Origin of the sequence: Enterobacter sp. 296B2 (assembly GCF_034106185.1) — a bacterium.
GTDB lineage: Bacteria > Pseudomonadota > Gammaproteobacteria > Enterobacterales > Enterobacteriaceae > Enterobacter > Enterobacter cloacae_N.
On record NZ_JAWNCA010000004.1, the window covers coordinates 18,380 to 41,019 of the forward strand.

Annotated in this window: 22 protein-coding genes and 1 other RNA gene; 7 read left to right on the forward strand and 16 right to left on the reverse strand. The window is 56.9% G+C overall.

Annotated features, from left to right (window positions below; translation table 11 throughout):
* Positions 1-4 precede the first annotated feature (4 nt).
* Together URZ40_RS04050 and sdhE are read right to left on the reverse strand one after the other, a co-directional pair.
* Positions 5-415: a protein YgfX gene (locus tag URZ40_RS04050; RefSeq protein WP_116341897.1), complete on the reverse strand. Its 411-nt coding sequence runs from the start codon at positions 413-415 to the stop codon at positions 5-7.
* Positions 396-662: an FAD assembly factor SdhE gene (gene sdhE, locus URZ40_RS04055; RefSeq protein WP_010435322.1), complete on the reverse strand. Its 267-nt coding sequence runs from the start codon at positions 660-662 to the stop codon at positions 396-398. Before sdhE ends, URZ40_RS04050 begins: the two co-directional genes overlap by 20 nt.
* A 294-nt stretch (positions 663-956) precedes the next feature.
* Here sdhE and ygfZ point away from each other — a divergent pair, with 294 nt between their 5' ends.
* A complete protein-coding gene (ygfZ, locus tag URZ40_RS04060) occupies positions 957-1,937 on the forward strand; it encodes a tRNA-modifying protein YgfZ (protein WP_116341899.1) in 981 nt (326 codons plus the stop codon).
* A gap of 74 nt (positions 1,938-2,011) precedes the next feature.
* Here ygfZ and URZ40_RS04065 read toward each other — a convergent pair whose 3' ends face one another.
* Complete coding sequence (locus URZ40_RS04065; protein WP_023331242.1) at positions 2,012-2,671, reverse strand: hemolysin III family protein; 660 nt, start codon at positions 2,669-2,671, stop codon at positions 2,012-2,014.
* Between the two features lie 265 nt (positions 2,672-2,936).
* Between URZ40_RS04065 and URZ40_RS04070 the strand changes: the two genes are divergently transcribed.
* Positions 2,937-3,668: a MurR/RpiR family transcriptional regulator gene (locus URZ40_RS04070; protein ID WP_192982836.1), complete on the forward strand. Its 732-nt coding sequence runs from the start codon at positions 2,937-2,939 to the stop codon at positions 3,666-3,668.
* Between the two features lie 116 nt (positions 3,669-3,784).
* Positions 3,785-5,218, forward strand: a complete 1,434-nt coding sequence (gene bglA, locus URZ40_RS04075; protein WP_116341901.1) for a 6-phospho-beta-glucosidase BglA — start codon at positions 3,785-3,787, stop codon at positions 5,216-5,218.
* Positions 5,219-5,265: 47 nt separating this feature from the next.
* Here the strand turns inward: bglA and URZ40_RS04080 are convergent, their stop codons facing one another.
* From URZ40_RS04080 to URZ40_RS04115, 8 genes are all read right to left on the reverse strand, one after another.
* Positions 5,266-6,009, reverse strand: coding sequence for an SDR family oxidoreductase (locus URZ40_RS04080; RefSeq protein ID WP_316380095.1), 744 nt, complete (start codon positions 6,007-6,009; stop codon positions 5,266-5,268).
* 68 nt (positions 6,010-6,077) lie between these two features.
* Positions 6,078-8,951: an aminomethyl-transferring glycine dehydrogenase gene (gcvP, locus tag URZ40_RS04085; protein ID WP_163329634.1), complete on the reverse strand. Its 2,874-nt coding sequence runs from the start codon at positions 8,949-8,951 to the stop codon at positions 6,078-6,080.
* 294 nt (positions 8,952-9,245) lie between these two features.
* On the reverse strand, positions 9,246-9,635 hold the full coding sequence (gene gcvH / locus URZ40_RS04090; RefSeq protein WP_320719824.1) for a glycine cleavage system protein GcvH: 390 nt from the start codon (positions 9,633-9,635) through the stop codon (positions 9,246-9,248).
* Positions 9,636-9,658: 23 nt separating this feature from the next.
* The gene (gcvT, locus tag URZ40_RS04095) at positions 9,659-10,753 is read right to left on the reverse strand and encodes a glycine cleavage system aminomethyltransferase GcvT (RefSeq protein WP_116341905.1); all 1,095 of its coding nucleotides are present in this window, start codon (positions 10,751-10,753) and stop codon (positions 9,659-9,661) included.
* Positions 10,754-11,150: 397 nt separating this feature from the next.
* A complete protein-coding gene (gene ubiI, locus URZ40_RS04100; RefSeq protein WP_116341907.1) occupies positions 11,151-12,353 on the reverse strand; it encodes an FAD-dependent 2-octaprenylphenol hydroxylase in 1,203 nt (400 codons plus the stop codon).
* A 12-nt stretch (positions 12,354-12,365) separates the two neighbouring features.
* Positions 12,366-13,544 carry a 2-octaprenyl-6-methoxyphenyl hydroxylase gene (gene ubiH, locus URZ40_RS04105; protein ID WP_316379970.1) on the reverse strand — a complete coding sequence of 393 codons (1,179 nt, stop codon included), beginning with the start codon at positions 13,542-13,544 and terminating at the stop codon, positions 12,366-12,368.
* On the reverse strand, positions 13,541-14,854 hold the full coding sequence (gene pepP, locus URZ40_RS04110) for a Xaa-Pro aminopeptidase (protein ID WP_320719943.1): 1,314 nt from the start codon (positions 14,852-14,854) through the stop codon (positions 13,541-13,543). Before pepP ends, ubiH begins: the two co-directional genes overlap by 4 nt.
* 31 nt (positions 14,855-14,885) lie before the next feature.
* Positions 14,886-15,464: a YecA family protein gene (locus URZ40_RS04115; protein WP_028014333.1), complete on the reverse strand. Its 579-nt coding sequence runs from the start codon at positions 15,462-15,464 to the stop codon at positions 14,886-14,888.
* 167 nt (positions 15,465-15,631) lie between these two features.
* On the opposite strand from URZ40_RS04115, the gene zapA reads away from it, so the two are divergent.
* From zapA to URZ40_RS04130, 3 genes are all read left to right on the forward strand, one after another.
* On the forward strand, positions 15,632-15,961 hold the full coding sequence (gene zapA / locus URZ40_RS04120; RefSeq protein ID WP_006811891.1) for a cell division protein ZapA: 330 nt from the start codon (positions 15,632-15,634) through the stop codon (positions 15,959-15,961).
* A 41-nt stretch (positions 15,962-16,002) separates the two neighbouring features.
* Positions 16,003-16,186: non-coding RNA, 6S RNA (ssrS, locus tag URZ40_RS04125), on the forward strand.
* A 24-nt stretch (positions 16,187-16,210) separates the two neighbouring features.
* Positions 16,211-16,807 carry a 5-formyltetrahydrofolate cyclo-ligase gene (locus tag URZ40_RS04130; RefSeq protein ID WP_320719827.1) on the forward strand — a complete coding sequence of 199 codons (597 nt, stop codon included), beginning with the start codon at positions 16,211-16,213 and terminating at the stop codon, positions 16,805-16,807.
* 102 nt (positions 16,808-16,909) lie between these two features.
* Here the strand turns inward: URZ40_RS04130 and serA are convergent, their stop codons facing one another.
* Entirely contained in the window at positions 16,910-18,142 is a 1,233-nt protein-coding gene (serA, locus tag URZ40_RS04135) for a phosphoglycerate dehydrogenase (protein WP_116341913.1), read from the reverse strand.
* A 266-nt stretch (positions 18,143-18,408) separates the two neighbouring features.
* Entirely contained in the window at positions 18,409-19,068 is a 660-nt protein-coding gene (rpiA, locus tag URZ40_RS04140) for a ribose-5-phosphate isomerase RpiA (protein ID WP_003860091.1), read from the reverse strand.
* A 127-nt stretch (positions 19,069-19,195) separates the two neighbouring features.
* Here rpiA and argP point away from each other — a divergent pair, with 127 nt between their 5' ends.
* Complete coding sequence (gene argP / locus URZ40_RS04145; RefSeq protein WP_003860089.1) at positions 19,196-20,089, forward strand: DNA-binding transcriptional regulator ArgP; 894 nt, start codon at positions 19,196-19,198, stop codon at positions 20,087-20,089.
* A 48-nt stretch (positions 20,090-20,137) separates the two neighbouring features.
* On the opposite strand, the gene URZ40_RS04150 is transcribed toward argP, so the two are convergent.
* From URZ40_RS04150 to mscS, 3 genes are all read right to left on the reverse strand, one after another.
* Positions 20,138-20,878: an oxidative stress defense protein gene (locus tag URZ40_RS04150; protein WP_116341915.1), complete on the reverse strand. Its 741-nt coding sequence runs from the start codon at positions 20,876-20,878 to the stop codon at positions 20,138-20,140.
* Positions 20,879-20,970: 92 nt separating this feature from the next.
* Complete coding sequence (gene argO / locus URZ40_RS04155) at positions 20,971-21,606, reverse strand: arginine exporter ArgO (RefSeq protein ID WP_320719828.1); 636 nt, start codon at positions 21,604-21,606, stop codon at positions 20,971-20,973.
* A 145-nt stretch (positions 21,607-21,751) separates the two neighbouring features.
* Entirely contained in the window at positions 21,752-22,606 is an 855-nt protein-coding gene (gene mscS, locus URZ40_RS04160; protein WP_116341917.1) for a small-conductance mechanosensitive channel MscS, read from the reverse strand.
* Positions 22,607-22,640: the final 34 nt, after the last annotated feature.

Genomic DNA, 22,640 nt, shown 5'->3' on the forward strand with positions numbered 1-22,640 from the left:
CCCCCTACTCCTGCGTCGGCTGTTGCAGCAACATCCGGCGCAGATCCCGCCATTCTGACGCGTCCATGCTGTCAGCCGCCAGCCACAGGTGCTGGCAACGTCCGCCATCAACCTTGCGTAACCGTAACATCATCCCGGAGTTGAGCATCCAGGGCATACCAAGAATATCCCACTCTTTTCCCTGCCAGCGCAGGCGGGAGTCCATCAGTAACTTGATTTCCCCCTGGCGCGCATTAATGCGACGCTGGCTGCGTACGCTGTCAAAAACGACAAACGACAGCAACAGCAGCCACAGCGGCGTATAGCTCAGGGGCCACGGCATCAGCAACACGATGGCCGCAACCAGGCCGTGGAGCAATAAAGACATCCACTGCGAGCGCCACGAGACGCGAAGATCAGATTGCCACAGGACCACGTTCCCGATTCCGTGTTTGAATTAATTGCACCATCCGTTGCAACTCGGTGTCGGCGGGTTTGCCGTGGTTCATCAGCCAGTTGAATAAATCCGGATCGTCAGACTCAAGCAACCGAACAAACAGACGCTTATCATCATCGCTTAAGCTGTCGTACTCATATTCGAAGAAAGGCATGATGGAAATATCAAGTTCACGCATGCCGCGACGGCATGCCCAGTGAATACGGGCCTTGTTGTTAATATCCATGTTCAGTTTCCTGCATTACGTTTGGCACAGTCGGTACCCCGTTCTCTGTTCTTAATTTCTTTACGGGGACACCAGCTAGTGTAACGTGTTTTTGACCGTTTCATTACTGGAATATTGCGATCGAGGAGCTGGCTTCCAGAATATTCCCTACAAAGACAGCGGATTACACTATTTTGCTTAGCGCTACGCATAACCGGTTTATGGCACAAATGGTCTGCTGAAAGCGCTTGCAATGCCTGCAGGCTCTTTTACCATTAGGCATTATCAAAGCGTTAAGCAATTCAGGATATCGTTATGGCATTTACACCATTTTCTCCTCGCCAGCCCGCCGCCTCTGCGCGTCTGCCGCTGACGCTTATTTCTCTTGATGACTGGGCGCTGGCTACCCTCTCCGGCGCTGACGCCGAAAAATACCTGCAGGGTCAGGTCACCGCGGATGTCGCGCAGATGACTGAACACCAGCATCTGCTGGCCGCGCACTGCGATCCTAAAGGCAAAATGTGGAGCAACCTGCGTCTGTTCCGCCGTCAGGATGGGTTTGCCTTTATCGAACGCCGCAGCCTGCGTGATGCGCAGCTCAAAGAGCTGAAAAAATACGCAGTCTTTTCCAAAGTCACCATCGCCCCGGACGACGAACATGTTCTGCTGGGCGTGGCGGGCTTCCAGGCGCGTGCAGCGCTGAAAAACCTGTTTGCTGAACTGCCGGATGCAGAAAAACAGGTGGTCAGCGAGGGCGCGACCTCCATTCTGTGGTTTGAACACCCGGCAGAGCGCTTCCTGTTAGTCACGGATGCCGCAACCGCCGAACGCGTGACCGATGCGCTGCGCGGCGAAGCGCAGCTCAACAACAGCCAGCAGTGGCTGGCGCTGAACATCGAAGCGGGTCTGCCGGTGATTGACGCAGCCAACAGCGCGCAGTTTATTCCTCAGGCAACTAACCTGCAGGCGCTGGGGGGCATCAGCTTTAAAAAAGGCTGCTACACCGGCCAGGAAATGGTGGCGCGTGCAAAATTCCGTGGGGCAAACAAACGCGCGCTGTGGACACTGGCGGGCCATGCCAGCCGCGTACCGGAAGCGGGTGAAGACTTAGAACTGAAGATGGGCGATAACTGGCGCCGTACAGGCACCGTGTTAGCTGCCGTACAGCTGGACGATGGCCGTCTTTTGGTTCAAGCCGTCATGAACAACGACATGGAAGCCGACAGCGTGTTCCGCGTGCGCGACGACGCCAATACGTTGAGTATTGAGCCGCTGCCGTATTCACTGGAAGAGTAATCGTCGACAGGTGTCCTCCCTCTGCCGGTGGGGGCGGGCCGGGGGGCGGGCCACCGCCCGCACGGTGGAAAAAACTACACCTGCCCCACGTACAAATAAATCGCCAAAAAGTGGCACACGCTGCCGCCCAGAACAAAACCGTGCCAGATAGCATGATTGTACGGGATGCGCTTGCAGACGTAGAAAATAACGCCCAGCGAGTACACCACGCCACCCACGGCCAGCAGCGTTACCCCGCCGACCGCCAGCTTAATCGCCAGCTGATACACTACAATCAGTGACAGCCAGCCCATCGTCAGATAGGTGACAAGCGACAACACCTTAAACCGGTGCGCAATCGTCAGCTTAAACAGGATCCCCAGCAGTGCCAGGCTCCAGATAACTATCATCAGGCCGCGCGACAGCGGTGAATTGAGCCCCACCAGCAGGAAAGGCGTATAGGTACCCGCAATCAGCAGATAGATAGCGCAGTGGTCAAATTTCTTGAGCCATATTTTGGCCCGTTGATGCGGAATCGCGTGATAGAGCGTCGACGCCAGGAATAGCAGGATCATGCTTCCGCCATACAGGCTATAGCTGGTAATCGCCATCGCGCTGGCATTGGTATCTACCGCCTGTACCAGCAATAACACTAAACCGACAATCCCAAACACCAGGCCAATGCCGTGGCTGATGCTGTTGGCTACTTCCTCAGCCAGCGAATATCCCTGTGCGATTAATGGTCTGCTCGCCATACAAAACTCCGGGAAAACTAAAGATGATTATTCATCGCATGACTATGCTAACTGAGAATGATTCCAGTGAACACCTGTTAGCTAAAATAATTTTAACGTAAATTTTTATAATAAAAATCAAAAACATAAACAAATAATTCACCTGACATTTGTTCACATAAAAATTTAAGCGTTACTAATCAATGGCATAAAATTGGCCCGTGCCGTCTGGCTGCATGTTATGATGGATAAATGAGGTCTGAATGAGAGTTTTGCCACAGTGAGTATGTTCACCCACTCCGCCATTGCCAGTCTCAATAACCTGGAGATGATGGTCTACAACTATGTCATCAAAAATCGAGACAAAGTGATGTATATGACCATCCGCGAGCTGGCGGATGCGGCCGGAGTCTCAACCACCACCATCCTGCGCTTTTGCCGCAAGCTCAACTGCGAAGGATATTCGGAATTTCGCGTGCGCTTTAAGCTCTATCTTGAGCAGAATGAGCCCCAGCAGGCGAATTTCGGTGCCAGCGAAATTATCAGCTTCTTTAAAAGCGTCAATAATGAAGAGTTCGACGCGTTATTAGATGACGCGGTAAATATCATTCTCTCTTCAGAGCGCATTATTTTTGTCGGGGCGGGCACGTCAGGCTCACTGGCGAAATATGGCGCACGTTTCTTTTCGAATATTGGTAAATTCAGTAATCATATTGATGACCCTTATTTCCCTGTCACCAATGATATGGCGAAAAATGCGCTGGCCATTGTGCTCTCCGTCTCAGGCGAAACCGAGGAGATACTGCGCTTCGCCAGCCAGTTCAGCCTGCATCACTGTAAGGTGCTCTCCATCACCAGCCATGAGCACTCTCGCCTGGCAAAACTGGCGGACTTTAATCTCTCCTGGCACGTTCCCCAGACGCGAATTGGCGGCGTCTACGATATCACCACGCAAATCCCCGTCATCTATATTCTGGAATCCCTCGGACGCAAGCTGGCGAAGAAATTGACGGAATAAAACACCCTGTTTTTTTGATGTGACAAATCACAATTTCCGCAAATTGTTATATCGTGACATTCAATTTCGCTTTGCTAGACTCAATGCCAATAAGCCATTTATTGAGAATAGCAGCGATGAAAAAATTAACCTTACCGAAAGATTTTTTATGGGGCGGCGCGGTTGCCGCTCACCAGGTTGAAGGCGGCTGGAACAAAGGCGGCAAAGGGCCAAGCATTTGCGACGTCTTGACCGGCGGCGCACACGGCGTGCCACGCGAAATCACGCAGGAGGTGGTGCCGGGTAAATATTACCCCAATCATGAGGCCATCGATTTCCACGGCCACTATAAAGAAGACATCAAGCTGTTTGCCGAGATGGGCTTCAAGTGCTTCCGTACCTCTATTGCCTGGACACGCATATTCCCGAAAGGTGACGAAACGCAGCCAAACGAGGAAGGGCTAAAATTCTACGACGACATGTTCGATGAGCTGCTGAAGTACAACATCGAACCGGTGATCACCCTCTCCCACTTCGAAATGCCGCTGCACCTGGTGCAGGAGTACGGTAGCTGGACCAACCGTAAAGTGGTCGATTTCTTTGTGCGCTTCGCGGAAGTGGTCTTCGAGCGCTACAAAAACAAGGTCAAATACTGGATGACCTTCAACGAAATCAATAACCAGCGTAACTGGCGCGCGCCGCTGTTCGGTTACTGCTGCTCGGGCGTGGTCTATACCGAACATAACAATCCGGAAGAGACCATGTACCAGGTCCTGCACCACCAGTTTGTGGCCAGCGCCCTGGCGGTGAAAGCCGCGCGCCGCATCAACCCGGAGATGAAAGTCGGCTGCATGCTGGCCATGGTGGCGCTCTATCCATTCTCCTGCAAACCGGAAGACGTGATGTTCGCCCAGGAATCGATGCGCGAGCGCTATGTCTTTACCGACGTCCAGCTGCGTGGTTACTACCCGTCCTACGTGCTGAACGAGTGGGAGCGCCGCGGCTTCTCCATCAAAATGGAGGCAGGCGACGAGCAGATCCTGCGTGAAGGTACCTGCGACTACTTAGGTTTCAGCTACTACATGACCAACGCGGTGAAGGCGGAAGGCGGTACCGGTGACGCCATCTCCGGCTTTGAAGGCAGTGTGCCGAACCCGCACGTGAAGGCGTCCGACTGGGGCTGGCAGATTGACCCGGTGGGCCTGCGTTATTCCCTGTGCGAGCTGTACGAGCGTTATCAGAAGCCGCTGTTTATCGTGGAAAACGGCTTCGGCGCCTATGATAAAGTGGAAGAAGACGGCAGCATCAACGATGACTATCGTATCGACTACCTGCGTGCACACGTGGAAGAGATGATCAAAGCCGTCACGCACGATGGCGTGGATCTGATGGGCTATACCCCGTGGGGCTGCATCGACTGCGTGTCGTTCACCACCGGCCAGTACAGCAAGCGCTACGGCTTTATCTACGTGAACAAGCACGACGACGGAACGGGCGACATGTCGCGCTCCCGTAAGAAGAGCTTTAACTGGTATAAGGAAGTGATTGCCAGCAACGGCGAAAAACTTTAACGCAGTGATCCCCTCTCCCCTTTGGGGAGAGGGTTAGGGTGAGGGGTTTATTTCCCACCCGCTAACTCGATAAAACTACCCGTTACGTACGACGCCTTCTCGCTCAGCAGCCAGACAATCGCCTGGGCCACCTCTTCCGGCTGGCCGCCGCGCTGCATCGGCAGCAGCGATTTCACGCGATCCACCCGCCCCGGCTCCCCGCCGGATGCGTGAATATCAGTATAGATAAGCCCGGGCCGCACGCAATTCACGCGGATACCCTGTGCCGCCACCTCCAGCGATAGCCCGGTTGTCAGCGAATCCACCGCTCCCTTGGACGCGGCATAATCCACATATTCACCCGGCGCGCCCAGACGCGATGCCGCGGAAGAGACGTTCACTATCGCCCCACCCTTGCCGCCATGTTTGATGGACATGCGTTTTACCGCTTCCCGACAGCAGAGAAAGTAGCCCGTGACGTTGGTCGCAAGGACGCGGTTAATGCGCTCAGCGGAGAGATTCTCGATAGTGGATTGCTCAAACAGAATGCCCGCATTATTGACCAGCGCACGAAGCGGCTCGCCTTCACGATCGAGGCTGTCAAACATCGCCAGCACCTGAGCTTCGTCGCTGATGTCCGCACGCACGGCAAACGCTTTACCGCCCGCCTCAACGATCTGGTTGATCACGTCCGTCGCGGATTTAATGTTGTGGTGATAGTTTACCGCCACGGTGTAGCCTTCACGTGCCAGCTGCAGCGCGGTGGCTTTCCCAATGCCCCGGCTCGCGCCGGTGACCAGTGCAATTGCCATTCACAACCTCCAGATAAAAAAAAGCCGGGTGGCGCTTACGCTTACCCGGCCTACAGTATGGCAAATAATTACTGGTATTCGCTCATCGGTACGCAGGAGCAGAACAGGTTACGGTCGCCGTAGACGTCATCAAGACGCTTCACGGTCGGCCAGTATTTGTTCGCCACGCCTGCCGGGAAGACCGCCAGCTCGCGGGAGTAACCGTGGTTCCACTCTGCCACCATCTCGTGCTGAGTGTGCGGGGCGTTAACCAGCGGGTTATCTTCCAGCGTCCATTCGCCGTCCTGCACGCGGTCGATCTCCATGCGGATGGCCAGCATCGCGTCGATAAAGCGATCCAGCTCGGCTTTGCTTTCAGACTCGGTCGGCTCCACCATCAGCGTCCCCGCAACCGGGAACGACATGGTTGGCGCGTGGAAGCCGTAGTCGATCAGACGCTTGGCGATATCCAGCTCGCTAATACCGGTCTGCTCTTTCAGCGGACGAATATCGAGGATGCACTCGTGCGCCACGCGACCGTCGCGGCCTGTGTAGAGCACCGGGAAGGCGGACTTCAGGCGAGTCGCAATGTAGTTAGCGTTCAGGATCGCCACCTGGCTCGCCTGCTTCAGCCCTTCCGCGCCCATCATGCGGATGTACATCCAGCTGATTGGAAGGATAGAGGCGCTACCGAACGGTGCCGCAGAGACCGCGCCCTGACGGGTTAGCATGCCTTCAATCTGCACCACGCTGTGGCCCGGCACAAACGGTGCCAGGTGCGCTTTCACGCCGATTGGGCCCATACCCGGGCCGCCACCGCCGTGCGGGATGCAGAAGGTTTTGTGCAGGTTCAGGTGCGACACGTCCGCGCCAATAAAGCCCGGAGAGGTAATGCCCACCTGAGCGTTCATGTTTGCGCCGTCGAGGTAAACCTGACCGCCAAACTGGTGCACCACTTCGCACACTTCACGGATAGTCTCTTCGTATACGCCGTGGGTGGACGGGTAGGTCACCATGATGCAGGAGAGCTTGTCGCCCGCCTGTTCGGCTTTCGCACGCAGGTCTGCCAGATCGATGTTACCGTTCTTATCACACGCCACGACCACCACTTCCATGCCCGCCATCTGGGCAGAGGCCGGGTTGGTGCCGTGAGCAGAGCTTGGGATCAGGCAGATATCGCGGTGTCCTTCGTTGCGGCTTTCATGATAGTGACGGATCGCCAGCAGGCCCGCGTATTCGCCCTGCGCGCCGGAGTTCGGCTGCATGCAGAGCGCGTCATAACCGGTCAGCTTCACCAGCCAGTCGGAAAGCTGGTTGATCATCATATGATAACCTTCTGCCTGCTCTGGCGGGCAGAACGGGTGTAGTTCGGAGAACTCAGGCCAGGTGATAGGGATCATCTCTGCCGCGGCGTTCAGCTTCATGGTGCAGGAGCCCAGCGGGATCATCGCCTGGTTCAGCGCCAGATCCTTGCGCTCCAGAGAGTGCATATAGCGCATCATCTCGGTTTCGCTGTGGTAGCGGTTGAACACCGGATGGGTCAGGATCGCGTCAACACGAAGCATGCTTTCCTGAATGGAGCGGCTGTCGAGGGCGACCTCTTTGTCGAGCGCATCAACGTCCAGACCGTGCGCGTCACCCAGCAGCACGCTGAACAGGTTCAGAATATCGTCACGGGTAGTACTTTCATCCAGCGTAATGCCGACCGCGTTGTGGATGTCGCTGCGCAGGTTGATCTCTGCCGCATTCGCGCGCGCCAGCACCGCCGCTTTGTCCGCTACTTCCACACACAGAGTGTCGAAGTAGTGAGCGTGGCGCAGCTTAAGGCCTTTCTGCTGCAGACCACAGGCCAGAATATCGGCCAGGCGGTGAATGCGGCTGGCAATTCGCTTCAGGCCAGCCGGGCCGTGGAACACGGCGTACAGGCTGGCGATATTTGCAAGCAGCACCTGGGAGGTACAGATGTTGGAGTTCGCTTTCTCGCGGCGGATATGCTGCTCGCGAGTCTGCATCGCCATGCGCAGGGCGGTGTTACCGGCAGCATCTTTTGAGACGCCGATAATGCGGCCAGGCATGGAGCGTTTGAATTCATCTTTCGCGCCGAAGAACGCCGCGTGCGGGCCGCCGTAGCCCATCGGTACGCCAAAGCGTTGCGCAGAGCCGAAGACAATATCCGCGCCCTGTTTGCCCGGCGCCGTCAGCAGCACCAGCGCCATAAAATCGGCGGCAACGCTGACAACCACTTTGCGGGACTTCAGCTCGGCAATCAGCGTGCCGTAGTCATGTACTTCACCCGTCGTACCTACCTGCTGCAGCAGTACGCCGAAGACGTCCTGGTGATCCAGCACTTTGTCAGCGTCGTCGACGATCACGTCAAAGCCGAAGGTTTCCGCACGGGTGCGCACAACGTCCAGCGTCTGAGGATGCACGTCCGCCGCCACGAAGAAGCGGTTAGCATTTTTCAGCTTGCTGACGCGTTTTGCCATCGCCATTGCTTCGGCGGCAGCGGTGGCTTCATCCAGCAGCGAGGCGGAGGCAATATCCATACCGGTCAGATCCAGCGTCACCTGTTGGAAGTTCAGCAGCGCTTCCAGACGGCCCTGGGAGACTTCTGGCTGATACGGGGTGTAAGCGGTGTACCAGCCCGGGTTCTCCAGCATGTTGCGCAGGATAACCGGCGGCAACTGCACGTTGGTGTAGCCCATGCCAATGTAAGACTTATAGCGCTTGTTCAGGCCTGCGATAGCCTTCAGCTCCGCCAGCGCGGCGAATTCCGTGGTGGCTTCCCCCACCTGAGGCGGCGTGGCAAGCTGGATGTCTTTTGGCACAATCTGGCCGATCAGTGCGTTTAATGAATCCGCGCCAACTGTCTTCAGCATCTCCTGCTGTTGCTGAGCATCCGGCCCAATGTGACGTTCAATGAAGGCGCCACGGTTTTCAAGCTGGCTTAAAGTCTGTGTCATGAGCGATGGTTCCTGAAACGTGCAGTGAATTTAAGTTCCCTCTCCCTCTGGGAGAGGGTTAGGGTGAGGGGAAGACTGGCGGCGCCCCCCCCCCCCCCCCCCCCCCCGGGGGGGGGGGGGACCAGGGGCGTTTTAAAAGAACCCCCCCCCCCCCCCCCCCCCCCCCCCCCCCCCCCCCCCCCCCCCCCGCCCCCCCTCCCCCCCCCCCCCCCCCCCCCGGCCCCCCCCCCCCCCCCCCCCCAAGACTGGCACCCTCACCCCTGCCCTCTCCCAGAGGGAGAGGGGGATAAACAATTACTCGTCTTCTAACAATCCTTCGTACGCGGTCGCATCCAGCAGCGCGGCAACCTGAGATTCGTCGCTGGCTTTGATCTTGAAGATCCAGCCGCCTTCATACGGCTCGCTGTTCACCAGCTCTGGCGAATCACTCAGCGCGTCGTTGACGGCAACGATTTCGCCGCTCACAGGAGCGTAGATGTCAGATGCCGCTTTTACGGACTCCGCCACGGCGCAGTCGTCGCCCGCGCTAACGGTCGTGCCCACGTCAGGCAGGTCAACAAACACCATGTCGCCCAGCAGCTCTTGCGCGTGCTCGGTGATCCCTACGGTGTAAGTGCCGTCCGCCTCTTTGCGCAGCCACTCGTGTTCTTTGCTGTATTTCAGTTCTGCTGGCACATTGCTCATTGAAGTTCTCCTGATAAAAATGATTAGGCGACCGGCTTACCGGCGCGAACAAAAATCGGTTTGGTCACGTGGACCGGCATTTCGCGGTTGCGGATCTGTACCACCGCCGTGTCGCCAATGCCCGCCGGCACGCGTGCCAGTGCAATACTGTAGCCCAGCGTCGGGGAGAAGGTGCCGCTGGTGATCACGCCTTCGAGATGATTGCCGTCGGCATCGGTGAAGCGCACTGGCAGTTCGCCGCGCAGCACGCCTTTTTCCTTCATCACCAGCCCCACCAGCTGTTCGGTACCCTTCTCGCGCTGCATCTCCAGCGCTTCACGGCCAATAAAGTCACGGTCAGCCGGTTCCCATGCGATGGTCCAGCCCATGTTGGCGGCCAGCGGAGAGACGCCTTCGTCCATCTCCTGGCCGTAGAGGTTCATACCCGCTTCAAGACGCAGGGTATCGCGCGCGCCCAGGCCCGCTGGCTTCACGCCCGCTTCCACCAGCGCACGCCAGAAATCAGCGGCCTTCTCGTTTGGCATCGCAATTTCGTAGCCCGCTTCACCGGTGTAGCCGGTAGTGGCGATAAACAGATCCCCCGCCTGCACGCCGAAGAAAGGCTTCATGCCCTCTGTGGCTTTGCGCTGCTCGTCGTTAAACAGAGACGCGGCTTTCGCCTGCGCGTTTGGCCCCTGCACGGCGATCAGCGACAGATCGTCACGGACGGTGATGTCGATGGCATAAGGTTCAGCGTGTTGGGTGATCCAGGAGAGGTCTTTTTCGCGGGTGGCGGAGTTTACAACGAGGCGGAAGAAATCTTCAGTGAAGTAATAGACGATGAGGTCATCAATCACGCCGCCCGAAGCATTCAGCATGCCGGTATAGAGCGCTTTACCCGGCGTCTTCAGTTTGGCGACGTCGTTTGCCAGCAGATAACGCAAAAACTCCCGGGTGCGGCTACCGCGCAGGTCGACAATCGTCATATGGGACACGTCGAACATACCGGCATCGGTGCGCACCGCGTGGTGCTCATCAATCTGCGACCCGTAGTGCAGCGGCATCATCCAGCCGTGGAAGTCCACCATGCGAGCGCCGCATAACACGTGCTGTTCGTACAAAGGAGTCTGTTGAGCCATCTTGTCCTCGTTGAAAAATTCACCGTGAAACCCGGTATCGGCCTCGTTCCCGAATGCCGACGCAAACGTTCTCTTTTACCTGAACTTACCACCGAAACCGGCGGTTAACCATAAGGTAAAACGGGTCATCACATTAGCTTATGACTAAAAAACGCTGAAAAGCCTACAGAGTTATTCACTGGAAAAATGCGATTAACCCCGCACAAAATTAACAATGATCTAACAGGATTTAGCACATGGTGATATTTCGTGCGGAAAAACGGGCCGAATTTCCGTAACAAGAAAAAGACGACATTAGATTATCTAATGCGAAAAATGACGTGAAATTAGAATATTTCAAACGAGGGGATTTCCCCGGCGCAGAGGCCGGGAAATTATAGTGTGACGGGGGTCAATATTATTTAAGCCAGTCCGGCAGGTCGTTAAGACCCATCGCCTGACGGAGAAGTTGAGGTTTAACACCCGGAAGGGTGTCAGCAAGCTTGAGGCCAATGTCGCGCAGCAGTTTTTTCGCCGGATTTGCCCCGGCAAACAGCTCGCGGAAGCCCTGCATCCCTGCCAGCATCATCGCCGCACTGTGCTTGCGGCTGCGCTCGTAGCGACGCAGGTAGAGATGCTGACCGATATCTTTGCCTTCACGATGCAGGCGGCGCAGTTCCTCAACCAGCTCCGCTGCGTCCATAAAGCCGAGGTTGACGCCCTGCCCGGCCAGCGGATGAATGGTATGAGCGGCATCGCCCACCAGCGCCAGACGATGCGCGGCAAACTGGCGCGCGTAGCGGCCGGTTAACGGGAACACCTGACGCTCGCTTTCAAGCGTGCACAGGCCAAGGCGGTTATCAAACGCCACGCACAGCGCCTGGTTAAAGGCCTCGGGCGTCGCCTCCTGCATCTGCTGCGCTTTTTCCGGCACTAAGGACCAGACAATCGAGCACAGGTGCGGATCGGCAAGCGGCAGGAAGGCCAGAATACCGTCGTTGTGGAAAATCTGCCGGGCCACGCCGCCGTGCGGCTCTTCGGTACGGATTGTTGCCACCATCGCATGATGGCGGTAATCCCAGTACGTCAGCGGGATATCGGCTTTATTACGCAGCCAGGAGTTTGCGCCGTCGGCACCGACCACCAGACGCGCGGTCAGCATGTCGCCGCTTTGCAGGGTGATAAACGCCTCGTTTTCGCCCCACGCCACCTGCTGGATCTGCGCAGGCGCGACCAGCGTCACGTCGCTGCACAGCTCTGCTTTCTGCCACAGCGCGTGATGGATCACCCCATTCTCAATGATATGGCCCAGATGGCTATAGCCCATACTTTCATCATCGAAGGCAATATGGCCAAAGCTGTCTTTGTCCCACACTTCCATGCCGTGATAGCAGCTGGCGCGCTGGGCGACGATATCTGACCAGACGCCGAGACGCGTCAGCAGCTTTTCGCTGGCCGCGTTAATCGCCGAGACGCGGAGTTCTGGCGGGGCATCAGGTGCGACGGGCTGAGGCGGCTTTTGCTCCAGCACCGCCACGCGCAGGCCGCTGCCCTGCAATCCACAGGCCAGCGCCAGCCCAACCATTCCGCCGCCAACGATGGCAACATCAACATTTTGCACGGTGATAACTCCTTAACGCGCAACCCAACCCAGGGTCCGCTGCGCCAGCACGTCACGTGCCGGAATGAACAGTTCCATCGCCATCAGCCCGAGGTTGCGGCCGGCAACCAGCGGCGCCCAGCGATTGGCAAAGAGATGGACTAAACCATCGGTGACGCCAATTGTCGCCTCTTTATCGGCCTGGCGTCGCGTCTGGTAATGGCTTAGCACCGGGTAAGCGCCACAGTCTTTTTGTTCGCTCCACGCCTGCGAAAGCGTTTCGGCAAGGCTCATCACATCCCGCAGGCCGAGGTTAAAGCCCTGGCCGGCGATGGGGTGGAGGGTTTGCGCCGCATTGCCGACCAGCGCCACGCGGTGAGAAACAGACTGTGAGGCCGTGGTTAACGACAGCGGATAGACCGCACGTTTCCCGGCATGGGTAATACGCCCCAGCCGCCAGCCAAAGGCTTTCTGCAGCTCGGTACAAAAGCGTTCGTTGGACCAGGCCTTAACCTCTTCGGCTTTATCCTGCGGGTGGCACCAGACCAGCGAGCAGCGCCCGTCCGTCATCGGCAGCATCGCCAGCGGACCGTGCCGGGTGAAGCGTTCAAATGCCCGGCCGTTGTGTTCTGCTGCGGTCGAGACGTTCGCGATGACCGCGACCTGCCCGTAAGGCTGCTGTCGCCACTCTACGCCGCACTGGGTGCCGAGCGCCGAGCGCGACCCGTCCGCCGCAACCAAAAGCTGTCCGTCGAGCACGATGCCATTGTCCAGCGTTACGCTGACCGCCTCTTCACTGCGGGTGAAGCTGGCAACGCGTGCCGGGCAGTGCAGCGTAACGCCCGGCGCGTCCTGCAACAGGCGGAACAGGCGCAGGCCAATATCGTGCAGTTCAACGACCTGACCCAGCGCGTCAATACGGTAATCGTGGGCATCCAGCGTCACAAACCCGGCATGGCCGCGATCGCTCACGTGCACGGTATTAATGGCGGTGGCGCAGTCGGCGATGGCCTGCCAGATGCCAATCCGGGACAGCTGCTGGCAGGTGCCCTGCGCCAGGGCAATGGCGCGGGAATCAAAACCGGGGTGATTCTTCGTTTGTGGGGCGACCGCCTCGACAAGATGCACCGGAAGTTGCCCCTTCGTTAAGTGCGAGACAGCCAAGGCCAGCGTGGCGCCCGTCATGCCGCCGCCAACGATAATCACGCTCATGCGCGCGCCGCTGCCATCAGCGCCTCGATATCGTCCGCTTTTTTCACCACGCTCGCGGTCAGGTTTTCGTTGCCGGTTTCGGTGATGACGATGTCGTCTTCAATACGAATGCCGATTCCGCGGTATTCCTCTGGCACGTCGGCATCTGGCGCGATGTACAGACCCGGCTCGACGGTCAGCACCATGCCCGGCTCCAGCACGCGTGAACGTTCAGGGCCGTATGCGCCCACGTCGTGCACGTCCAGCCCCAGCCAGTGGCTCAGGCCGTGCATAAAATAGGGACGATGGGCATTCTCGGTAATCAGGGTGTCCACGTCGCCTTTCAGAATGCCGAGCTTCACCAGCCCGGTCACCATGATGCGCACGACTTCGCCGGTCACCTCCTGAATAGAGGTGCCTGGCCGATACAGCGTGAGCGCCGTCTCAAGTGACTCGAGAACGATGTCATAAATTGCCCGCTGCGCCGGTGAAAATTTGCCGTTCACCGGGAAAGTACGGGTGATGTCGCCCGCATAACCCTGATATTCGCAACCGGCGTCAATCAAAACCAGATCGCCGTCGCGCAGCGCGCTTTCGTTTTCGGTGTAGTGCAGAATGCAGCCGTTTTCCCCGCCGCCAACGATGGTGTTGTAGGACGGGAAGCGCGCACCGTGACGGTTAAATTCGTGATGTATTTCGCCTTCCAGCTGATATTCGAACATCCCGGGACGGCATTTTTCCATCGCGCGGGTGTGCGCCAGCGCGCTGATTTCGCCCGCACGGCGCATCACGTTCAGTTCTTCTTCAGATTTGAACAGGCGCATCTCGTGCACTACCGGACGCCAGTCCGTGAGGGTGGCGGGCGCGGACAGGTTCTGGCGCGAGCCTTTGCGCAGCTTATCCAGCGCGGTGAAAACAATCTCATCGGCGTAAGCATATTCGCCCTGCGCGTGGTAGAGCACGTCGAGGCCGTTTAGCAGCTGATAGAGCTGCTGGTTGATTTCGCTAAACGCCAGCGCACGGTCAACGCCCAGCTTGTCCGGTGCGGCCTCTTGCCCTAAGCGGCGGCCAAACCAGATTTCAGCGGTTAAGTCTCGTACGCGGTTGAAAATCACGCTGTGGTTATGGGTGTCATTGCTCTTAATCAGCACCAGCACCGCTTCCGGTTCGTTAAAGCCGGTGAAGTACCAAAAATCGCTGCTCTGGCGATAGGGGTATTCGCTGTCGGCGCTGCGCGTCACCTCTGGCGCGGCAAAAATCAGCGCCGCGCTGCCCGGCTGCATGTTTGCCAGCAGCGCCTGACGACGGCGCAAATACTCTTGTTGCGAGATAACCATGACACCCTCCTGTGCGTTATTTTTCTTAATGTAAGGTTGGCTTGCGAACTTCCGGCGCGGTCGGCTGCGAGCGCGTAAAGTTGTCGTGGCACAGCAGCGCCGCCACGCGCACGTACTCGATAATTTCTTCGAGAGACATCTCCAGCTCTTCCTGGTCTTCCTCTTCATCGTAGCCGAGCTGGGCAATGTTACGCAGATCGTCGATCGCTTCACCCGCTTCGCCGGTGACTTTATCAAGCTTAGGCTGGGTAACGCCCAGGCCCAGCAGGTAGTGGTTTACCCAACCTGCGAGCGCATCGGCACGATCGAAGACGCTGACATCGTCGCCTTCAGGCAGATAAAGCTGAAAAAGGAAGCCATCGTCTTCCAGCGAATCGCTGGTGGCCGCGTGCATTTTTCGCAGAGCTTCCGCCAGTTCGTGGCCAAAAGCCAGCCCTTCGTTTGTGAGGTCGTGGATCAGCGGCTGCCATGAGCTGTCGCTGTTTCCGCCGCACAGTATGCCGCTGATCAGACCGTGCATTTCGGCAGGGGTAAGACCGACTCCCTGCTGGTTCAGTAACTGGTTTAAATCCTTGTAACCAGGCATTTCGTTCTGTATAGACATACGCATTCGTCATCAAAGGGAGGATATTCATGGTATGCTACCACTTTGGACCCTGGTGATACCAGAAAAGGGCTTGTATCTTCACATCAGGGTAGCTATAGTGTCGCCCCTTCGCAGCCCCCGGGGCAGTAAGCGAAGGCAGCGCAGTCAATCAGCAGGAAGGTGGCATGTCTGCACAACCCGTCGATCTCCAGATTTTTGGCCGTTCACTGCGAGTGAATTGTCCGCCTGAACAAAGGGATGCTTTGAATCAGGCTGCGGACGATTTGAATCAGCGGTTGCAAGATCTAAAAGAACGCACTAGAGTCACAAATACTGAGCAGCTGGTTTTCATCGCCGCGTTGAACATCAGCTATGAACTGACTCAGGAAAAAGCGAAGACCCGCGACTACGCGGCTAGCATGGAGCAGCGCATTAAAATGCTCCAGCAGACCATTGAACAGGCGTTGCTTGATCAAGGTCGCAATCCCGAAAGACCGGGACCAAAGTTTGAATAACACTTCTCAGTTGACTATGGTAGAGTAACTGTGAAGACAAAATTTCTCTGAGATGTTCGCAAGCGGGCCAGTCCCCTGAGCCGATATTTCATACCACAAGAATGTGGCGCTCCATGGTTGGTGAGCATGCTCGGTTCGTCCGAGAAGCCTTAAAACTATGACGACACATTCACCTTGAACCAAGGGTTCAAGGGTTACAGCCTGCGGCGGCATCTCGGAGATTCCCTCTTTCTTCTTCTACCCACTACCATGACTCAATTCCCTGAAGTTTCTGCCTCACGCCAGGATATCCGTCAGCTTATTCGCCAGCGTCGTCGCGCGCTTACGTCCGAGCAACAAGCACACTTTGCGCAGCAGGCCGCAGCCCGCATGATGGCGTATCCGCCAGTGGTAATGGCGAACACGGTCGCTCTGTTTCTGTCGTTTGATGGCGAGCTGGATACCCAGCCGCTTATCGACCAGCTCTGGCGCGCCGGAAAGAAGGTTTATCTGCCGGTACTGCATCCATTTAGTCAAGGTAATTTGCTGTTTCTACACTACCACCCGCACAGCGAGCTGGTGGTAAATCGTCTGAAAATTACCGAACCGAAACTCGACGTGCGCGACGTATTACCGCTGTCCGGGCTGGACGTGCTGATTACCCCGCTGGTGGCGTTTGATGAACAGGGCCAGCGTTTAGGCATGGGCGGCGGGTTCTATGACAGAACGCTGCAAAACTGGCAGGAGTACGGGCTACAGCCGGTGGGTTATGCGCATGATTGCCAGGCTGTAGAGGCCCTGCCGGTGGAGAAATGGGATGTGCCGTTACCGGCTGTGGTGACGCCCAGTAAAATCTGGGTCTGGTAGAACAAAGCCGGGTGGCGGCTATGCCTTACCCGGCCTACATAAATCCTCGGACATTGTAGGTCGGGTAAGCGTAAGCGCCACCCGACACCACAAACTACACTATCAGTAAAGCAAGCGTGCGCGAATCGTCCCCGGAATAGCCTTCATGCTCTGCAGCGCTTTCTCGGCAACGTCTTCATCGGCTTCAATATCGATAACCACATAACCCATCTGCGAGTTGGTTTGCAGATATTGCGCGGCGATGTTGACGCCCTGCTCGGCAAAGATCTGGTTGATGGCGGTCAGCACGCCAGGACGGTTTTCGTGGATGTGAAGCAGACGGCGACCGCCATGCAGCGGCAGAGACACCTCCGGGAAGTTCACCGCAGAGAGCGTTGAACCGTTGTCGGAATATTTGCTCAGCTTGCCCGCCACTTCCAGACCGATATTCTCCTGCGCTTCCTGAGTAGAACCGCCGATGTGTGGCGTCAGGATCACGTTGTCGAACTCGCACAGCGGAGAGTTAAACGGATCGCTGTTGGTCGCAGGCTCCGTCGGGAATACGTCGATGGCCGCCCCCGCCAGATGCTTACGCTTCAGCGCATCGCACAGCGCAGGGATATCGACCACCGTACCGCGCGCGGCGTTGATCAGCAGAGAGCCCGGCTTCATCAGCGCCAGCTCTTCCGCACCCATCATGTTTTTGGTGGAGGCGTTTTCCGGCACGTGCAGGCTGACTACGTCGCTCATGTTCAGCAGGTCAGAGAGATGCTGCACCTGCGTCGCGTTACCCAGCGGCAGCTTGCTTTCGATATCGTAAAAGTAAACGTGCATCCCCAGCGACTCCGCCAGGATCCCCAGCTGAGTACCGATGTGGCCGTAGCCGATGATACCCAGCTTTTTACCACGGGCTTCGTATGAGCCCGCGGCCAGTTTGTTCCACACGCCGCGGTGCGCTTTGGCGTTAGCTTCCGGAATACCGCGCAGCAGCAGCAGCAGTTCGCCAATCACCAGTTCCGCCACGGAACGGGTGTTCGAGAACGGCGCGTTAAAGACCGGGATACCGCGTTTTGCGGCAGCGTTCAGGTCGACCTGGTTGGTGCCGATGCAGAAACAGCCAATGGCAACCAGCTTTTCCGCCGCGGCAATCACGTCTTCAGTCAGGTGGGTACGGGATCGCAGGCCAATGAAGTGGGCATCACGGATGGCGGCTTTCAGCTCTTCCGTGTCCAGCGCGCCTTTGTGAAATTCGATATTGGTGTAACCCGCCGCACGAAGGCTATCAAGCGCTTTCTGATGCACGCCCTCAACCAGCAGGAATTTAATCTTGTCTTTCTCCAGTGATACCTTTGCCATTTCCCCGACCCTGTTTTTATCTGAACTGATGTTGTGCTGGATTGAAATCCGCTGTAGCCAACATATCAAAAAAAACTATTGCAGCAATATGAACGTTTGCGTCGGCACTCTGAAGAAAAGTCATACAGGGCAAAATGACAGAGTAAAATGCTGAGGAAATTTACAAACGTGGCAGGATCGGCAAAAGAGGCGGAAAAGCGTGACACAAGTCACCAAATTTAGCTTTTCAAAAATTTTTTAGCGGGGGGAGCACTCCCCCCGTCAGATCATTTTACGATGGTTTTGACGCCGTCGGCCGTACCTATCAGTGCCACGTCCGCGCCGCGGTTGGCAAATAACCCTACGGTAACAACGCCTGGAATGCCGTTGATGGCGTTTTCCAGTGCAATCGCGTCGAGAATTTCCAGGCCGTGAACGTCGAGGATGACGTTACCGTTGTCGGTGACCACGCCCTGACGGTATTCCGGACGGCCACCCAGCTTCACCAGTTGACGGGCAACCGCACTGCGCGCCATCGGGATCACTTCGACCGGCAGCGGAAAATTACCCAGAATGTCGACCTGCTTGGAGGCATCCGCGATGCAGATGAACTTGTCCGCAACCGAGGCGATGATCTTTTCACGGGTCAGCGCCGCGCCGCCGCCTTTGATCATCTGCATATGGCCGTTGATTTCATCCGCACCATCAACGTAAATGCCCAGACGATCCACTTCGTTGAGATCGAAAACGGTAATGCCGAGGCTTTTCAGCTTTTCCGTGGACGCATCGGAGCTGGAAACCGCGCCCTCGATCTGCCCCTTCATCGTGCCCAGTGCATCGATAAAGTGCGCCGCCGTTGACCCCGTACCAACACCGACAATGGTCCCTGGCTGTACGTACTGGAGAGCGGCCCATCCTACTGCTTTTTTCAGTTCATCCTGCGTCATGATCGTTTTGCCTGTGGTGTGAAAACTCAGGGCGCATTATAGAACACGTCGAATGGATTTCGTCTGCCAGGAAGGGAAAATTGTGTCATAGTGCAGATTAAGCAAAATTAAGGAGCCAGCCAGAGCAATGAAACGTCCGGACTACAGAACACTACAGGCACTTGATGCAGTTATTCGTGAACGTGGCTTTGAGCGCGCAGCGCAAAAGCTGTGTATCACCCAGTCCGCCGTATCACAGCGTATCAAACAGCTTGAAAACATGTTCGGGCAGCCGCTGCTGGTGCGTACCGTGCCGCCGCGCCCAACGGAGCAAGGGCAAAAACTTCTCGCCCTGCTGCGTCAGGTTGAGCTACTGGAAGACGAATGGCTGGGTGACGAACAAACGGGCTCCACGCCGCTGCTGCTCTCGCTGGCGGTCAACGCCGACAGTCTGGCAACCTGGCTGCTGCCGGCCCTGGCGCCGGTATTAGCTGACTCCCCTATCCGCCTGAATCTCCAGGTTGAAGATGAAACCCGCACCCAGGAGCGCCTGCGTCGCGGCGAAGTGGTGGGGGCAGTCAGTATCCAGCCGCAGGCGCTGCCAAGCTGTCTTGTCGATCAGTTGGGCGCGCTGGACTACCTGTTCGTGGGTTCAAAAGCCTTTGCGGAGCGCTACTTCCCGAACGGCGTCACCCGCGCAGCGCTGCTGAAAGCGCCGGCCGTGGCGTTCGACCATCTGGACGATATGCACCAGGCATTTTTGCAGCAAAACTTTGACCTGCCGCCGGGCAGCGTACCGTGCCATATCGTCAACTCGTCCGAAGCCTTTGTGCAGCTTGCGCGTCAGGGCACGACCTGCTGCATGATCCCGCACCTGCAGATTGAGAAAGAGTTGAAAAGCGGTGAGTTGATTGACCTAACGCCGGGGCTGTATCAGCGCCGGATGCTCTACTGGCACCGTTTTGCGCCGGAAAGCCGCATGATGCGCAACGTTACTGACGCGCTGCTGGCGTTTGGGCATAAGGTGTTGAGACAGGATTAATCGCTTGAATTCCCTCTCCCACAGGGAGAGGGTTAGGGTGAGGGCAAACTACTGCGCCTTAGCCGCCTCAGTTTGCTGAGTTTGAGTTGGCTCCAGCTGGAACACCACATCCACCTGATCGTCGAACTGAATGGTTGGCTGCTCATAGGTTTCCTGAGCAGAAACCGGCGCAGCGTCAGCCTTCATCATCCGCACCATCGGGCTTGGCTGGTAGTTAGAGACGTGGTAACGCACGCTGTATACCGGGCCGAGCTTGCTCTTAAAGCCAGAAGCCAGCTGCTCCGCCTGATGGATTGCATCATTAATCGCGGCTTTACGCGCTTCGTCTTTGTATTTCTCCGGTTGCGCAACGCCCAGCGACACCGAACGGATTTCGTTCAGGCCAGCCTTCAGCGCGCCGTCCAGCAGTGAATTCAGCTTGTCCAGCTGACGCACGGTCACTTCAACAGCACGCACGGCGCGGTAGCCTTTCAGGATGCTTTTGCCGTTCTGGTAGTCGTAATCAGGTTGAGTACGCAGGTTCGCGGAGTTGATATCTTTTTTACCTACACCGTTCTGCTCGAGGAAAGAGAGATATTGCGCAACACGATCGTCCGCCTGCTTCTTGGCGGAGGCCGCATCTTTCGCAGCGACATTGACCTCAATTGCCAGGGTTGCAATATCCGGTACCGCGTCCACGCTTGCGGTGCCTGACGTGACGATGTGCGGGCCATCCGGCAATTCACTTGCCTGCACCGACACCGCACCGAAACTCACTAATGCCGCCAGGGCCATCACTTTAAACTTCACTGTCATTCCTCCATGTTGCGAAGAGTGCCCCAACAACAGGGCGCATGCCAGCAAGCTTAGCGGGTCTTGTTCAGTTGTCCATAAGACAACGCTTAGTTGAGCAATCCCTGTACATGATGAATGCCCTCCTTCGCCAGCTGGAAAGCGATAAACCACATCACCAGACCGACCAGCGTGTTAATGATGCGCTGCGCTTTGGCAGTCTGCAGCCGCGGTGCCAGCCACGCCGCCAGGATCGCAAGACCGAAGAACCAGAGGAAAGAGGCGCTGACCGTACCGAGCGCAAACCAGCGTTTGGGCTCAACGTCCAGCTGCCCGCCCAGGCTACCCAGCACCACGAACGTATCAAGGTAAACGTGCGGGTTAAGCCAGGTGACCGCCAGCATGGTGACGATGATCTTCCAGCGCCCCTGCTTCATCACTTCGGCGCTCGCCAGCTCAAGATTGCTGCTCATGGCGGTTTTCAGGGCGCCGAATCCGTACCACAGCAGAAACGCCACGCCGCCCCAGGTTACCAGCGCCAGCAGCCAGGGGGACTGCATCAGCAGCGCGCTGCCACCGAAAATCCCGGCGCAAATCAGCAGCAGATCGCTCAACGCGCAAAGCAGGGCAATCATCAGATGATACTGGCGGCGGATGCCCTGATTCATGACGAACGCATTTTGCGGACCGAGAGGGAGGATCATGGCCGCGCCTAAGGCAAGCCCTTGAAAGTAATAGGATAACATGACGCAATTCTCACAGTGTTGTTCTGGAAGCCGACTATACTGCGCGAATCACATTAGAGGAAATTGATAATATTAATTGGCGATTAATATAGCTAATACAAGAAAAGCCCGGTGGCGCTAGCGCTTACCGGGCCTACGAGTGAAGTTACTCTGCTTCTTTAACTTTTTTGACGTTTACGTCCATCTGCGGGTACGGGAAGCTGATGCCGTTGGCATCGAAGTCGCGCTTAATGCGCTCCAGCACGTCCCAGTACACGTTTTGCAGATCGCTGCTTTTGCTCCAGATACGCACCACGAAGTTAATCGAGGACGCGCCCAGTTCGTTCAGGCGAACCGTCTGCTCTTTGTCTTTCAGAATGCGGTCGTCAGAAGCGATGATGTTCGCGATCAGCGACTTCACCTGATCGATATCGGAATCATACGCCACGCTGATGATGAGCTCGTTACGACGCACCGGCTCGCGGGAAAAGTTAATGATATTGCCCGCGATGATTTTCCCGTTCGGCACCACCACGATACGGCCGTCGACGGTACGCAGGGTGGTAGAGAAAATCTGCACCTGCAGCACGGTGCCGGCAATGCCGCCCAGATCAACGTATTCGCCGGAGCGGAACGGACGGAAGGTCACCAGCAGCACGCCTGCCGCCAGGTTTGAAAGCGAGCCCTGCAGCGCCAGACCAATAGCCAGACCGGCGGCACCGAGAACGGCAATAACGGAGGCGGTCTGCACGCCCACACGGCCCAGCGCCGCAATCAGCGTAAAGGCGATAATGCCGTAGCGCACCAGTGCGGAGAGGAAGTCAGCCACCGTGGCGTCAATGTGACGGGCCAGCATTACGCGGTTAACCGCGTTCGATACGATACGCGCCACGATCATCCCGACGATAATGATCGCAATTGCCGCAACGATGTTCACGGCATAGCTCAGCAGCAGCGCCTGGTTGCGCACTAGCCAGTTACCGGCGTGATTGATGCTGTCTACAACATCGAGTTGTTCCATTTATTCTTCCTTTTGTTAAACCAAAACACTAAAT

Bases quoted from the DNA above. Each gene is read 5' to 3' on its own strand.
- sdhE (WP_010435322.1), bottom strand. From the start codon at position 662: ATGGATATTAACAACAAGGCCCGTATTCACTGGGCATGCCGTCGCGGC.
- ygfZ (WP_116341899.1), top strand. From the start codon at position 957: ATGGCATTTACACCATTTTCTCCTCGCCAGCCCGCCGCCTCTGCGCGT.
- URZ40_RS04065 (WP_023331242.1), bottom strand. From the start codon at position 2,671: ATGGCGAGCAGACCATTAATCGCACAGGGATATTCGCTGGCTGAGGAA.
- URZ40_RS04070 (WP_192982836.1), top strand. From the start codon at position 2,937: ATGTTCACCCACTCCGCCATTGCCAGTCTCAATAACCTGGAGATGATG.
- bglA (WP_116341901.1), top strand. From the start codon at position 3,785: ATGAAAAAATTAACCTTACCGAAAGATTTTTTATGGGGCGGCGCGGTT.
- URZ40_RS04080 (WP_316380095.1), bottom strand. From the start codon at position 6,009: ATGGCAATTGCACTGGTCACCGGCGCGAGCCGGGGCATTGGGAAAGCC.
- gcvP (WP_163329634.1), bottom strand. From the start codon at position 8,951: ATGACACAGACTTTAAGCCAGCTTGAAAACCGTGGCGCCTTCATTGAA.
- gcvH (WP_320719824.1), bottom strand. From the start codon at position 9,635: ATGAGCAATGTGCCAGCAGAACTGAAATACAGCAAAGAACACGAGTGG.
- gcvT (WP_116341905.1), bottom strand. From the start codon at position 10,753: ATGGCTCAACAGACTCCTTTGTACGAACAGCACGTGTTATGCGGCGCT.
- ubiH (WP_316379970.1), bottom strand. From the start codon at position 13,544: ATGAGCGTGATTATCGTTGGCGGCGGCATGACGGGCGCCACGCTGGCC.
- URZ40_RS04115 (WP_028014333.1), bottom strand. From the start codon at position 15,464: ATGTCTATACAGAACGAAATGCCTGGTTACAAGGATTTAAACCAGTTA.
- zapA (WP_006811891.1), top strand. From the start codon at position 15,632: ATGTCTGCACAACCCGTCGATCTCCAGATTTTTGGCCGTTCACTGCGA.
- URZ40_RS04130 (WP_320719827.1), top strand. From the start codon at position 16,211: ATGACTCAATTCCCTGAAGTTTCTGCCTCACGCCAGGATATCCGTCAG.
- serA (WP_116341913.1), bottom strand. From the start codon at position 18,142: ATGGCAAAGGTATCACTGGAGAAAGACAAGATTAAATTCCTGCTGGTT.
- rpiA (WP_003860091.1), bottom strand. From the start codon at position 19,068: ATGACGCAGGATGAACTGAAAAAAGCAGTAGGATGGGCCGCTCTCCAG.
- argP (WP_003860089.1), top strand. From the start codon at position 19,196: ATGAAACGTCCGGACTACAGAACACTACAGGCACTTGATGCAGTTATT.
- argO (WP_320719828.1), bottom strand. From the start codon at position 21,606: ATGTTATCCTATTACTTTCAAGGGCTTGCCTTAGGCGCGGCCATGATC.
- mscS (WP_116341917.1), bottom strand. From the start codon at position 22,606: ATGGAACAACTCGATGTTGTAGACAGCATCAATCACGCCGGTAACTGG.